Below are 12,389 nucleotides of genomic sequence, written 5' to 3'. Positions count from 1 at the left end.
CTCCGTTGCATCAGCGGGCGCGCGGATCGAACACGCGATAGAGCGCATCCGTCAGCAGGTTCAACGCAATGAAGGTCATGCCGATCACGAGCGTGCTGCCGAGCACGGCATTCATATCGGCGTTGAGCAGCGCGCCAGTCAGATACGAACCGATGCCCGGCCACGCGAATACGATTTCGGTGAGCACCGAGCCTTCGAGCAAAAAGCTATACGACAGTGCGATCACCGTCAGCAGCGGCACCGCGATATTGCCGAAGGCGTGCACCCATACGACTCGCCGCTCGGGCAAGCCTTTTGCGCGTGCCGTCGTGATGTACTCCTGGTTCAACTGGTCGAGCATGAACGAGCGCGTCATCCGGCTCAGATAAGCGACCGAGTAGTAGCCCAATATCGCAGCGGGCAATGCGATATGCGACAGTGCATTAAAAAACACCTCCCATTCCCCCGCGATCAGCGAATCGATCAACAGGCTGCCCGTGTGCGTATCGACCATGCCATCGAACACGGGGTCGATTCTTCCGGGCCCCGACACCCAATGCAGCTTCGCATAGAACAACAGCAGCCCCATCAGGCCGAGCCAGAACACGGGCACCGAGCTGCCGATCAGGCCGATGAAACGCGCGACGTGATCGATCCAGCGGTTGTGCCGTGTCGCAGCAATCACGCCGAGCGGCACGCCGGCCAATACGCCGATGATCGTCGACAGTGTCGCGAGCTCCAACGTGGCCGGGAAGACGCGCTTGATGTCGTCGAGCACGGGATTGGCCGTCAGCAGCGATACGCCCAGATCGCCGTGCAGCACCGCGCGCACGTAGATGAAAAACTGCTCGGCAAGGGGCTTGTCGAGTCCAATCTGAATGCGCGCGGCCGCATAAGCGCTCGCCGACGCGCGGTCGCCGAGTATGGCGAGCACGGGATCGATCGGCACCTTGCGGCCGATCACGAAGGTCACGGCCAGCAAGCCCGTGAACGTGATGGCGAGCGTGAGCGCCCAGCGCAGCACGCGCAACGTCCAGCGCACGGTCGCGCTGCGTGCGGACGCAGCGCGTATCTGGTCAATAGGAGTGGTCGTCGTTGACATGTCTCGCGCGCTTACTGCTTCTTCACATGCAGATACGACACGAGATCGTTGATCGGACCGACTTCGAGGCCCGATACGCCCGGACGCATCGCCACTTGCGACACCTGCTGGAACATGATGACGAACGGCGACCTGGCGAGCATTTCCTTTTGCATCGTCTGATAGAGTTGCGCGCGCCTGGTCGTCGACGATTCGGCCAGCGCTGCATTGGTCTGTTTCGTCAGATCCGGAATGTCCCACGAATTACGCCATGCGAGCATCTTGTACGCAGACTTGTCGGAGTTGTCCGGATTCCATGCGTAGCCCTGCGCATTGCTGTGCGGGTCGATGTAATCCGCCGACCATTCGCCGATATAGATATCGTGCTGACGCGCACGATACTTCGCGAGCGTCTGCTTGTTGTCGCCCGGAATGATCTCGACCTTGATGCCGCCTTGCGCGAGATTCGCTTGTATGGCTTGCGCAATTTCGTTGTACGGGTAAGCGCTGCGCACATCCATCGTCACGTTGAAGCCATTGGGCAAGCCCGCTTTGGCGAGCAGCGCCTTGGCCCTGGCAACGTCCCGGTGATACGGATTGGTATTCAACGCCCCGAGGAAACCTTCGGGCAGGAACGTTTGATGAATCTTGAACGTGCTCTTCGTCACGTTTTTCTGAATGCCGTCATAGTCGATCAGCCATTTCATGGCTTCCTGCACTTCCGGCTTCGCGAGATTCGGGTTCTTCACGTTCAGGCCGAGGTAGAGCAAGGTCGCTTGCGGCACCGACATCACCTGCACCTTGTTGGCCTTGGTCAATGCGGCGAGATCGTCGGGGCTCAGATTGCGCGCGACATCGGCGTCGCCGTTTTCGAGCAGCAGGCGCTGGCTCGCGGCCTCCGGCACATGGCGCATCACGATGCGTTTCATCGCGAGCGGCAGCCGGTAGCCGTCGTATTTCTGCAGGATGAGGCTGTCGTTCGCGGTCCATTTGACGAGCTTGTACGCGCCGGAGCCCGCTTCGCTCGTGCGCAGCCATTCGTTGCCGAAATCGTTGCCTTTCTGATGCGACATCAGGAGCTGCTTGTCGACCACCGACGCGGGCCACGCACCCAGCACATTCAGCACGAACGTGGGCGCGTATTTCTGGTCGGTCGTAATGCTGACGGTTGAGTCGTCGATCTTCTTGACGTTTTGCAGCGCGTTGGCCTTGGTCAGGCCAATGCCTTGCAATACCGCCGCGGCACCTTTATCGAGCAGTACGCAGCGCTGGATCGACCACGCGACATCATCGGCTGTTAGCGGATTGCCGGAGTGAAACTTGAGACCCGGGCGAATCTTGAACGTGAACGTGAGTCCATCGGGGCTGACCGTCCACGATTGCGCAACATCACCATTGAATTTCGCCGGGTCTTTCAGATCGACGCGCACCAGTCGGTCATAGGTATTCGCGACATATTCCTCCGGCACGAGCTCATAGACTTCGCCCGGATCGAGCGTCGAGAATTCGTCGAGCGTGGTGGCGATCACCAGCATGTCTTTGGGCGTCGCCGCAAATGCAGTACTTGTTGTCGTCATCGTAAGCGTCAGTGCGGACACCACCGCGACTGCCGCCAGCGCATTGCGCAAAACCAGATTCATACTCGCTCCGTATCGAGAGAAAAAGCGGTGAGAAACCCGCAGACGGACAGCAAAGAACCAGAACGCGATTACATCAATTTCAGGGGGCCGCTTTCGCTATTGTCAATAACGGGCAGCGAGCGCGAACCCGGAATTTCGTAATGCCACCATTCGCCTGGAATATGCGTGAATCCTGCCGCATGCATGATGCCAAGCAGCAGCAGGCGATTGCGCTGCACATGCTGAGGCAAGCCGTGATGGAAGTGCTCGGACGCCTTGATCATGGCATCGAATCCCGTGCCCATGTCGAGCGCTTCACCGTTGCTGTCGATCAAGGTGAGATCGAGCGCCGTACCCCGGCTATGGTTCGAGCCGCGGCCAAGTTCTGCGACATACGTGGGATCGGGCAGAAAATCCCACAGTACTTTTTGTGCTTGCGGCGGACGGTACGCATCGAAAATGCGCAGCTTCATGCCGACGCTTTCAGCAAGTTCGACGGCTTTGCGCAATCGGGCTTCAGCGGGCGCGAGCAGCAGGGCGTGCGCTTCCTTGTAGATCACCTTGCCGGTGAAATTGCGATCGGTCGCATACACGAGGTCGAGTTCGACCCCGTGCGTTTCCGGTGTGATGTGAATGAGGTGAGGTGTATCGGTCATGATCGTCAGAGATCGAATTGATCGAGTTCGCGCTGCAACTCGCGGTTGCGCGCGATACGTTTGTCGATAGTGGAGCCGAGCCGCTCGACAATCGACGTAATCAGCAGGTTGAACAGGCAAGTGAGCGGCGCAAGCGAGTCCCAGAACTGACCCACATCGGTTTTCACCTGCAGCAGATCGCAGGCGAAGTCGCGCGCCCACGGGCAATAGAGATCGGTGACGAGCGCGAATGGCAATTCGCGCCGTGCCGCCGCCTCGCAATAGCGGCGCGCGATGCGCGAATAGGCACGCGTGTCGGTGACGATCAGATACGGCGACGCGAACTCCGAGTTCAGCGACTCCACATACGAGCCCGACATGCCATCGGAAAAGAACACACGTGGCCGCAAATATTCGAGGTAACTGTGGAACGCATTCGAAATGCCGCGCGTCGATTGAATGCCGAGAATAAAGACGGCATCCGCAGCGGCAATGCGCTGCGCGACGCGGGCGAAGGTGTCGCCTAGCGCAAGCTGGTACACGTAGCGGATTGCATCGACCTCGAGATCGAGCGAGTGTGCGAGCGCCGTGTCATTCGAGCTTTCCACGCCGTTCGCGTAGCCGTCGAAGCGCTCGCTGCGCCAGGCGTCCAGGCGATCCGTGATGCACCATGGCCGGGTTTGTGCGCCGCGCAATTCGCGCTTCAGGTCGTCGAGATTGCGATAGCCGACGCTGCGCAGAAAGCGCCCGACTGAAATGCCGCTCGTGCCCGTCTGTTGCGCGATCTGATCCGCCGTCTCCAGGCCGAGGCGCTCCAGATTCGCCAGCATATAACTGGCAATGCGCTTGGCCGTGGGCGTGAGCGTCGCAAAACTCGCTTCGACTGTATGAGCGAAGGCGGTGGACATCGAGTCGCGTTTCCGGTTTTTCGTTAGTTATCTGTCATTGCTCGGCGTACTGATATGTATATGACAAGGACAATAAAGCGTGTGCTAACTTAATTTCTTTATCGGATCGCGAATGCCAATAGCCAGAAGGGGGCGCATTCACTGCGTGCTATTCGTTGGGGCTCGTTAGTCTAGCCCTCAACGCCGCTTCGAACGCGCTCAGCGCTTCAGGAGCAGCGTCCGTGATCGCCCACCAGGTCATCCCGTCATCGTGCCAGCGCGCCAGCGCGTAGCCCTCGCGGTCAATCGCTTCGGCCGGACCCGCAATAGCCTGGCCGGAGTCCGGGAACACATACACGTCGATCACATGCTTGCGGTAGTGGTAAGTCAGGACCGCCACCCGCCGATGTCCGAGGTAGTCGAGCCGGCCTCCCACCAGCGGGAAGCCGCTCGCAGTCAGGTCCTCGACCGGAGGCGCATAGTCGATCCGGCCGTTGAACCACGGCTTCACCGTATGCTGATCGGACGAAATGACGTCGATGTCGCGTCCCGAAAGCTGGGCCCGGACATGGCTCGACACGAGTTCGTCGACGAACGGGCTGTTGCCGACCGGACGGGGCAGCGTCAGGACCACGCTTGCCGCCACCACGCACAGCGCGATCGCCAGCCCCGCGAGCCCCGCGAGCCAGCCGGCGCTCACGCCTTTGGCGGAGGCAGCGCTGCCGGCGGCTGTTCCGAAGCCGCCAGCGTGCGGAATCCGCCAGCCGTCGAGCCACGCAAAGCGTTTCTGTTTACGCGTGGCGGCCTCCCTGTCACGCGTTTCATCCACATCGACCGGCAGCGGGGCGGCCGGTAACGAGGCGGCTATCTGCGCGCGCAACCCTTCGGGCGCACGGTAATACTCGGCGCGGCGCATCGCGCGGTTGATCGCGCGCACCGCCTCGCATTCGCGACGGCATGCGTCGCAGCCCTCGACGTGCTGCTGCAGACGATGTTCATCGGGTGGGGACAACTCCCGGTCGACGCTCGCGTCCAGGAGCGGCCTTGCATCTTTACAGTCCATCTGGCATCTCCTTTCCGATTCCGCCTCGATTGTTGCGTGGGGCCACGCCGCCGCGTAACGCGCCTGGCAGGTCGCGCGCATCGCCCGATGCACGGCTTCGCCGGTCGTTAGCGGCTTCGCTGCGAGACGGCGGCTTCACGCCACGCGCCTGCAATGCGCCCAGCAGCGTAGCCAGCTTGCGGCGCCCGCGCGCCAGGCGCGACATCACGGTGCCCACGGGCAGGTCGGCAAGCTCCGCGATCTCGCGATAGCTCAGCTCCTCCAGTTCGCGCAGTATCAGCACCTCGCGAAACTCGACCGGCAACTGCTCCAGCGCCGCATGCACGAGACGTGTGTCCTCGTCGCGGATGAGGAGCGTTTGCGGATCGGCGCATGCGGCGCTCCAGCCGTCGATCGTGGCGTCGTCGAGGTTGTCGTCAAGCTCGGCCACCTCGTATGACGACTTGCGCCGCCGCCACTCCGTATACCAGGTCCGCCGCACGATCGCCAGCAGCCAGGGGCGCGCGGTGTCGCCACGAAACGTATCGAAGAAGCGGAAGGCACGCATGAACGCTTCCTGCACGATGTCGTCGGCGTCGCTGGGATTGCCGCTCAGCCAGCGCGCAAGGTTGTACGCGGCGTCGAGATGCGGCAACGCCATCTGCTGGAAACGGCGGCTGCGGGCGGCGTCGTCGCGCGGCGCGCCAGCGGCGTCTCTATTGGTCTCATCCACACTGTTCCTCCACGCCGGCTTCTGCCGTATGGCAGTCAAAGCGCCTGGCGGGTTCTTGAGTTTTCGCTTGATCATTAAAACAACTAACAAAACAGCTAGCTCAGGCGCGGGTGCTCACCGGATGTTTTCGCAGCCTTCGACGTTCGAAGGCATTGCGCAACTGGCCCAGGATCAACGCGCTGGCAATCAATGCCAGATACAGAGCGACGAGATTGTGACGCGTGGCATTGAGGGCTGCCTGATGGATCGCGAGCGTAGCGTCGACAGGCGCAAGCATGCGACGCTGCCCAACGACTTCTCGCATCATCCGGATAAAGCCCGCTGCGGACAGCAGCGGCAACAGCACAACGAGCGCCAGCAGCGCCGGCTGCAGGCGACGCGCCCACGGAAAGTGGCGCAACCGGAACCACAGCCCAAGACATCCGTGGATCCAGCCGGGCGCCAGCAGCGCCAGTTGCAGGCCCTGCGTGCCGCTCGTAAGCAGCACGACAATGACGCGCTCGTAGTCAGGCTCGAAGCCATAGAGCGAAGACGCAAGCCGGGTCGTCACGGCATGGCGGATAAGCAGGAGCGGCAGGCTGAGCCCTGCCCAGAGTCGGATCCATTGCGCAGGCGGCAGCGCCCATTGGCGCCGCCCGTATAGCGTGTGCAACGCCAGCGCGAAATGCAGGGTTGCTGCACCGTAGAGCGCGATCGTTCCAGGTACGCTGCGCCAGAGCCGCAGCGCGAGGACGAGACCGCGCCCGGCCAGGTCGAGCGACCAGATCCCGAGCGCGTGATTGACCAGGTGCAGAAGGAGATAAGTCAGCATCACGAGGCCCGATCCCAGTTGAAGCCAGCGCAGAACGGATTGCACCCTGACGCTCACTTGCGCCTCCGACAAGCGATGCGCGACACCCTTGGAGCGGGCGTCGCCATGGCGCCCACTATTCCCGCAGGTTTGTCGATGCGCCGGACTAACAGGCGAGATCCACGGCCAGATTCGTGGCCAGATTTGTGGCCAGACGCGCCAGCCGCGGTCGACCGTTGCGCGGCGCCGTCCGGCTCGTGCACAGCGCATTGCCGCAGCGATTCGGCGAAGCGCTGTAATGCCGATATCGAACCGCATACGCTCTGGTATTCCTCGCGGCCAATCCTGCCGTCGAGGATCACGGTCAATCCCGATGCGCGAGCCCTGTCGATGATGTCCATTTCGTTTCCCTCATTTCGTGTGCCACGACTGCAATACCGCGAACCCGTGCCGGTTATTCCCGGATTCGACGAGCGAGACGTGAGGGCAGGCAGATGCATCGGGCCTGCGTCCGTGCGCGTTGCCGCGGACAATGAGGTGACGTATCCAGGTTGGGGAACAAAGCAGGAACAAAGCAGGAACAAAGCAGAAATAAATCGGGAATAAAGCGGGAATAAAGCGGCCGCATGGGCGGTATTGCACTTGAACCCCGCCCTGGAGGCGCTCCGGATCGAACCGGCGGGCGGCTTCCTGAACCCAGTCGAGAGGACATCATGTCGTCAGATCTTCCTTCCCAACCGTCGCGCCGCAATGCCTTGAAATGTCTCGCCTTCGGTGGCGCGGGCACCGTGTTTGTGCTGGCCGGAGGCGTCCTCACGCCCGTGCATCTAGCCCTCGCGGCCAGCGCCGAGGACAAGTCGGCGGCTTCCGGCATGCCGCTGTTCCTGCAGATCAGCGACTCGCACATTGGCTTCAACAAGGAAGCCAATCCCGATGTCGCGGGCACGCTCAAACAGACGATTGATTTCGTCAACGCCATGCCGGTCAAGCCTGCCCTGGCGATTCACACGGGCGATATCACCCATCTTTCCAAGCCGGCTGAGTTCGATCTCGCGTCCCAGTTGCTCTCCGGGCTGAACGTCACGGAGCTGCACACAGTGCCGGGAGAGCACGATGTGACAGACGGACCGCAAGGCGAATACTTCAAGCGCTTCGGACAGGCGTCAGACAACCGGGGCTATTACAGCTTCGACAGCCACGGCGTGCATTTTGTCGGGCTCGTCAATGTGATGCATTTCAAGCCAAACGGGCTGGGAAGCCTGGGCGAGGACCAGCTTGCCTGGCTGGAAAACGATTTGAAGGGCCGCACGTCCAGCACGCCGATCGTGGTGTTCGTGCATATGCCGATGTGGACGATCTACGAACCCTGGGGCTGGGGCACCGGCGATGCGGGCCAGGCGATGGAGTATTTGAAGCGATTCGGCTCGGTCACCGTGATCAACGGCCATATCCATCAGATCGTTTCGAAGGTGGAAGGCAATATCACCTTTCATACCGCGCGCTCGACCGCCTATCCGCAGCCGACGGCCGGCAATGGTCCCGGACCCGGGCCGCTTACCGTGCCAGGCGATCAGCTCCGAAAGATGCTTGGCGTAACCAGCATCAGCGTCTCGCGCCACCCGCTCGCCGCGTCGCTCTCCGACAAAACCCTCGCTTGACGACGCTATTCATTCATTGAACAAGGATCGAAGCCATGCTATCCGCTTTCTTTCGCCGTACCCGCATTCCCTCCGTCTGGAGCGGGATGCTCATCGTGGCATTGACCGCAGCGTCGCCTGCCGCGCAGGCCCAGGGCCCCGATGAGATCATCATCAAGAATTTCATGTTTTCGCCGATGTCGCTGACGGTCAAGACCGGCACGACCGTGACCTGGAAAAACATGGATGGCGAGCCGCACTCGATCGTCAACGATGCAGGCGTATTCCACTCGGCGGCACTCGACCAGGACGACACCTTTCAGTTCAAGTTCGACAAGCCGGGGGTCTATAAGGTGTTTTGCGGCATCCACCCGTACATGAAGGCAACCATCACGGTGCAGTAGGCGGATTGGCGACTGATCCGCCCAGAATAAAGTCGAATCAAGCTGAGTTCTGCATGATGCAGCAAGCGAAATTTCATGGGATTTAACTTTAGGAATTCGAAATGAACACGCATCTTGTCTTAGGCTTTTCCATTGCCATTCTTGCAACGGCTGGCACCGCGGCCAATGGGTTCGCTCAGGAAAACACCGGTGCAGAAGTTCGCCAGGACTCCGTGCAGCAGGCGGCCGGCAACCCGCAAAATTCAAGCGGCGGCACAGAGATGATCGGTTCGGGCGCGCCAGGCGTCGCCGGACCTTCGGCGGCTGGCAGGGCGGAGCCGAACTGTGTCGGTCCGGTCAGCTTTTGCACGCTCTATTTCGGTAGTTGAATGCGTGCGCACGTTGGGCCGGGTGACTAGCCAAACGGTTCGAGTTGCGACTCTGGCAAGTCGATGCGAAGGTCTTCCATCAGCACCGTTTCGATCGGCTTGCCTGACGGGTTCTCGCTCGCGACCTTGACAGGCAGCCCATGGACGATATCGAACCACAGCTCATAGCGGAACACGCCGGCTATTGCGCGTCCGGGCCCGCACGTCACGATCACGTGCGACGCCCGGCACATGCCGATAGTCTCAACGCCCACGAGCTGCGTCTCGCCATGCTGCTGAAGCTCACGAACATGGATGAGCAGCGTGCCGATATCGGACTGGTCGATGCGATGACCCTGCGGGCTCTGGATCATGCGGCTGTCCGGGCTTAGCATGAGCCTCGGAAACGTATCGAACCCGAATGGCCAAAGCTTGACCTGCCCCGCTTCCGGGTCGTAGGCGAGCGTCGCGCCGGCATGCGGGCGGATGAAATCCATCCGGACGAAGCCCGGTTTGCGGTAGGCATAGCGCACCTCGACCGCTTCCTCGCCCGCCGATATCGATTTCAACCTGACCCGATAGTTTGCCAGCGCATTGAAGCGTGCCTGTGCGTCAGCAACGAGATCCCGGTCCGGTGGCGGTGCGTCCCTCATTGCGCTGCGATGCCCGCCGTGAGTGCGAGCCCCTTGCGGCCCGCGCCGATTACCTGCATGCGCATCGTGCCTCCTATACTCGAATGAATGCGATGGTGGATCCAAGGGTAATTCCGGAACACCGCGCTACGCAATGTTCGCGCGGACATACACGCATGCGCCGGGCCTGCCCGCGAATACGCGTGGCCGTATCGCAGGCAAAGTGGAGGAGAGCGATGGCGGAATTCCGTTTGACCACCTTGTGGTGCATCGAGGCGCCGGTGCAGCAGGTGTGGGACGCGGTCCACGATTCGATTAACTGGCCGAGGTGGTGGAAGAGCGTCGAAGCGGTGCGCGAGTTGCAGGCGGGCGAAACCGATGGTCTGGGCGCCGTGCATCGATATACGTGGAAGGGCGTGCTTCCCTATCGGGTGATCATCGACGTGCGCGTGACGCGCGTCGCGCCGCTCGTTGCGCTGGAGGGGGAGGCCAGCGGCGCGCTTGAAGGCGTGGGCCGCTGGCATTTCGCCGCCGAGGGCAGCCGCACGGTGGTGCGCTATGACTGGCACGTCAGGACGGCCCGTGCCTGGATGAACGCGCTCGCGCTCGCGCCGCCTGTGCGGCTCGCATTTCGCTGGAATCACGATGCAATCATGCGCGAAGGCGGCCTGGCGCTCGCGCGCCTGCTCGAGGCGCGGCTGGTCGAATGCAGCGCCAACCCGCAATAGATGCAGGCATCGGCGGGACTCTCCCGAACTCACCCCAGCTCGAACGATGTCACCCCAAACACGCGATCGATCGCAATGGCCGGCGCGTCCTTCGTGTACATGCGCGCGGTTTCGAAAACGCTCCTCATGTTGTGCCGTTGCGCCAGCGCGACCGCAGCAGGATTCGTTTCCGGCACGTCGAGCACGATGACCTCGCCGGGCATGCTCGCCGCCAGCGCGCGAAACAGTCCCGTGGCGACGTCCGCGTCGTCGGCGAAGAGCGGGCCGATCTTGCAGCCCGTCTTGCAGCGGCGCACGACGCCGTATCCGGCGACACGGCCCGCGTCGACTGTCGCGAGCGCAACGGCGTCCGGCTGCGCGATCCAGGTGGAGACGAAACGCGCGCGCGCTGCGGGAAAACACTGGCGATCATAGGCAAGCAACTGCTCGAACGGCACGTTGGCCGCTGCCGAGACATGCGCGCACCCGATGCCGCTCACGCGCCCCTGATAGCGGATGTTGCGGTGCGCAAGCTGGAACCCGGACTTCCGATAGTTCGCCTGCTGGGCAACGACGCCATCGAGACCGATGTTGCGCGCTCCGAGATAACGCATGCCGTGCTGCCAGATTCGCATGCCGAAGCCTTTGCCGCGAAACCCGGGCTTCACGATGTAAAGACCGATGAAGCCGAAGCATTCGTCGTAGGCAACGGCGGAAAGGCACGCGACCGGCGCGCCGCGCCAGACACCGACGAAAAAGCCATCCGGGCCCGCCTCCCTGAAACAGTGCGGGTCATGCCAGCCGGGGTTCCACCCCTGCGCAGCCGCCCATTCGACCGACATGGCCACCTCGTCAGCCGACATGGTGCGCACAATGAAGTCTCCGCTTTGATCCATGGTTCCTCCCGGTTGGAGATAAAGCCGATACTAGCGGCCGGCGTCCCCTTGCGCTTCGAGCGCCGCCACCATTTCCTGCGCGGCGCGCTGCAGTTCGGGCACGAAGCGACGCACTGCCTCGGCCGGGCTGATAGCCTGCTCCAGGTAGATCACATTGAGGCTCGCGAGCACGCGCCCTTGCGTCTCGATCGCCGTGGCGAGTGCGCCGATCTTGCGCTGGTCAGCCCAGTCGCCGTGATTCGAGCCAAAGCCATCCGTGCGCGTCTGGCGCACGAGATTGCGGATGAAGGCCTTGTCCGCCGCGAGTTTTTGCTGCTGTTCGCCGCCCGTGCCCGCGCGTAGCAGCTCGAGAATATCTTCGCGCTCCGCCTCGGGGCACATCGCGAAGTACACGCGCCCCGCGGCCGTGAGCAGGATGGGCAGGCGGCGGCCCACCATGGCGCGGTGAAACGAAAGCGGGCTGAAGCGGTGCGTGGTCTCGCGGATGACCATGGCATCGCCGTCGGGCGTGGTGAGGTCCGAAGGCCACACGGTGCGCTGGAGCATTTGCGCCATGATCGGCGGCGCGATGGTCGCGATCCGTTCGTCGTCGGTGAAGCCTTCGCTCAGGCCGCGCACGTTCATCGTCAGACGAAAGCTGTCGTCCGACGCGCTGCGGCGCACGAACATCTCTTCCACCAGGGTTTCCAGCAAGCGCCGCACCGTCGTGCGGTGCAGGCCGGTGGCCTCGCTCAGCTGCTGGCTCGTCGCGCGCCCGTTCTCCATGGCATTGAGCGCCTGGAGCACCTGGAGGCCGCGCGCCAGCCCTCGCACGTTTGCATACTTCGTCATCGGAAAACGCCTTAAAAATCAACTATGTGCATTCTATGCACATTTCTCTAAAAATGTTGAGCGCGCAACGGGTGGAACCTAGACTCGCTTCCATTCACCGGGCTTCGACACAGCGTTCAAGCGGGTGATCCGTTTTCAGGCACGACCTGTCAGCATCCGCAGCGACCGC

15 protein-coding genes are annotated in these 12,389 nt (G+C 62.1%); 4 read left to right on the top strand and 11 right to left on the bottom strand.

Annotated features, from left to right (window positions below):
• Nucleotides 1-10: 10 nt before the first annotated feature.
• From P5W99_RS23670 to P5W99_RS23635, 8 genes are all read right to left on the bottom strand, one after another.
• Entirely contained in the window at nucleotides 11-1,081 is a 1,071-nt protein-coding gene (locus tag P5W99_RS23670; RefSeq protein ID WP_421025810.1) for an ABC transporter permease, read from the bottom strand.
• Between the two features lie 11 nt (nucleotides 1,082-1,092).
• Complete coding sequence (locus P5W99_RS23665; protein WP_434663265.1) at nucleotides 1,093-2,700, bottom strand: ABC transporter substrate-binding protein; 1,608 nt, start codon at nucleotides 2,698-2,700, stop codon at nucleotides 1,093-1,095.
• A gap of 68 nt (nucleotides 2,701-2,768) precedes the next feature.
• Nucleotides 2,769-3,335, bottom strand: a complete 567-nt coding sequence (gene ddpX, locus P5W99_RS23660) for a D-alanyl-D-alanine dipeptidase (RefSeq protein ID WP_421025808.1) — start codon at nucleotides 3,333-3,335, stop codon at nucleotides 2,769-2,771.
• A gap of 5 nt (nucleotides 3,336-3,340) precedes the next feature.
• Complete coding sequence (gene sapR, locus P5W99_RS23655) at nucleotides 3,341-4,222, bottom strand: sap1 transcriptional regulator SapR (protein ID WP_421025807.1); 882 nt, start codon at nucleotides 4,220-4,222, stop codon at nucleotides 3,341-3,343.
• A 148-nt stretch (nucleotides 4,223-4,370) separates the two neighbouring features.
• Nucleotides 4,371-5,264, bottom strand: coding sequence for an anti-sigma factor family protein (locus tag P5W99_RS23650; protein ID WP_434663262.1), 894 nt, complete (start codon nucleotides 5,262-5,264; stop codon nucleotides 4,371-4,373).
• Entirely contained in the window at nucleotides 5,254-5,976 is a 723-nt protein-coding gene (locus P5W99_RS23645; protein ID WP_421025805.1) for an RNA polymerase sigma factor, read from the bottom strand. The genes P5W99_RS23650 and P5W99_RS23645 overlap by 11 nt, the downstream gene beginning before the upstream one ends.
• Nucleotides 5,977-6,076: 100 nt before the next feature.
• Nucleotides 6,077-6,832 carry a hypothetical protein gene (locus tag P5W99_RS23640; RefSeq protein ID WP_434663259.1) on the bottom strand — a complete coding sequence of 252 codons (756 nt, stop codon included), beginning with the start codon at nucleotides 6,830-6,832 and terminating at the stop codon, nucleotides 6,077-6,079.
• Nucleotides 6,833-6,840: 8 nt separating this feature from the next.
• On the bottom strand, nucleotides 6,841-7,167 hold the full coding sequence (locus P5W99_RS23635) for a hypothetical protein (protein WP_434663256.1): 327 nt from the start codon (nucleotides 7,165-7,167) through the stop codon (nucleotides 6,841-6,843).
• 312 nt (nucleotides 7,168-7,479) lie between these two features.
• On the opposite strand from P5W99_RS23635, the gene P5W99_RS23630 reads away from it, so the two are divergent.
• From P5W99_RS23630 to P5W99_RS23620, 3 genes are all read left to right on the top strand, one after another.
• Complete coding sequence (locus P5W99_RS23630; protein ID WP_421027027.1) at nucleotides 7,480-8,424, top strand: metallophosphoesterase family protein; 945 nt, start codon at nucleotides 7,480-7,482, stop codon at nucleotides 8,422-8,424.
• Nucleotides 8,425-8,510: 86 nt separating this feature from the next.
• Nucleotides 8,511-8,807 (top strand): cupredoxin domain-containing protein, encoded by a 297-nt coding sequence (locus P5W99_RS23625; protein WP_421027026.1) that lies wholly within the window; start codon nucleotides 8,511-8,513, stop codon nucleotides 8,805-8,807.
• Between the two features lie 101 nt (nucleotides 8,808-8,908).
• Nucleotides 8,909-9,175: a hypothetical protein gene (locus P5W99_RS23620; RefSeq protein WP_421025804.1), complete on the top strand. Its 267-nt coding sequence runs from the start codon at nucleotides 8,909-8,911 to the stop codon at nucleotides 9,173-9,175.
• A 26-nt stretch (nucleotides 9,176-9,201) separates the two neighbouring features.
• Here P5W99_RS23620 and P5W99_RS23615 read toward each other — a convergent pair whose 3' ends face one another.
• Complete coding sequence (locus P5W99_RS23615; RefSeq protein ID WP_421025803.1) at nucleotides 9,202-9,807, bottom strand: DUF1571 domain-containing protein; 606 nt, start codon at nucleotides 9,805-9,807, stop codon at nucleotides 9,202-9,204.
• A gap of 215 nt (nucleotides 9,808-10,022) precedes the next feature.
• On the opposite strand from P5W99_RS23615, the gene P5W99_RS23610 reads away from it, so the two are divergent.
• Entirely contained in the window at nucleotides 10,023-10,514 is a 492-nt protein-coding gene (locus P5W99_RS23610; protein WP_421025802.1) for an SRPBCC family protein, read from the top strand.
• A 29-nt stretch (nucleotides 10,515-10,543) separates the two neighbouring features.
• Here P5W99_RS23610 and P5W99_RS23605 read toward each other — a convergent pair whose 3' ends face one another.
• Entirely contained in the window at nucleotides 10,544-11,389 is an 846-nt protein-coding gene (locus P5W99_RS23605) for a GNAT family N-acetyltransferase (RefSeq protein ID WP_434663252.1), read from the bottom strand.
• A gap of 30 nt (nucleotides 11,390-11,419) precedes the next feature.
• Entirely contained in the window at nucleotides 11,420-12,220 is an 801-nt protein-coding gene (locus tag P5W99_RS23600) for a DNA-binding transcriptional regulator (RefSeq protein ID WP_434663249.1), read from the bottom strand.
• Nucleotides 12,221-12,389 lie beyond the last annotated feature (169 nt).

The organism is Paraburkholderia sp. A3BS-1L, from assembly GCF_051125215.1.
Classification (GTDB): Bacteria; Pseudomonadota; Gammaproteobacteria; order Burkholderiales; family Burkholderiaceae; genus Paraburkholderia.
This window is presented reverse-complemented; position numbering and strand designations above follow the sequence as displayed.

Excerpts from the sequence above, each read along its gene's own strand:
- P5W99_RS23670 (WP_421025810.1), bottom strand. The coding sequence starts at position 1,081 with ATGTCAACGACGACCACTCCTATTGACCAGATACGCGCTGCGTCCGCA.
- P5W99_RS23665 (WP_434663265.1), bottom strand. The coding sequence starts at position 2,700 with ATGAATCTGGTTTTGCGCAATGCGCTGGCGGCAGTCGCGGTGGTGTCC.
- ddpX (WP_421025808.1), bottom strand. The coding sequence starts at position 3,335 with ATGACCGATACACCTCACCTCATTCACATCACACCGGAAACGCACGGG.
- sapR (WP_421025807.1), bottom strand. The coding sequence starts at position 4,222 with ATGTCCACCGCCTTCGCTCATACAGTCGAAGCGAGTTTTGCGACGCTC.
- P5W99_RS23650 (WP_434663262.1), bottom strand. The coding sequence starts at position 5,264 with ATGGACTGTAAAGATGCAAGGCCGCTCCTGGACGCGAGCGTCGACCGG.
- P5W99_RS23635 (WP_434663256.1), bottom strand. The coding sequence starts at position 7,167 with ATGGACATCATCGACAGGGCTCGCGCATCGGGATTGACCGTGATCCTC.
- P5W99_RS23630 (WP_421027027.1), top strand. The coding sequence starts at position 7,480 with ATGTCGTCAGATCTTCCTTCCCAACCGTCGCGCCGCAATGCCTTGAAA.
- P5W99_RS23625 (WP_421027026.1), top strand. The coding sequence starts at position 8,511 with ATGCTCATCGTGGCATTGACCGCAGCGTCGCCTGCCGCGCAGGCCCAG.
- P5W99_RS23620 (WP_421025804.1), top strand. The coding sequence starts at position 8,909 with ATGAACACGCATCTTGTCTTAGGCTTTTCCATTGCCATTCTTGCAACG.
- P5W99_RS23615 (WP_421025803.1), bottom strand. The coding sequence starts at position 9,807 with ATGAGGGACGCACCGCCACCGGACCGGGATCTCGTTGCTGACGCACAG.
- P5W99_RS23610 (WP_421025802.1), top strand. The coding sequence starts at position 10,023 with ATGGCGGAATTCCGTTTGACCACCTTGTGGTGCATCGAGGCGCCGGTG.
- P5W99_RS23605 (WP_434663252.1), bottom strand. The coding sequence starts at position 11,389 with ATGGATCAAAGCGGAGACTTCATTGTGCGCACCATGTCGGCTGACGAG.
- P5W99_RS23600 (WP_434663249.1), bottom strand. The coding sequence starts at position 12,220 with ATGACGAAGTATGCAAACGTGCGAGGGCTGGCGCGCGGCCTCCAGGTG.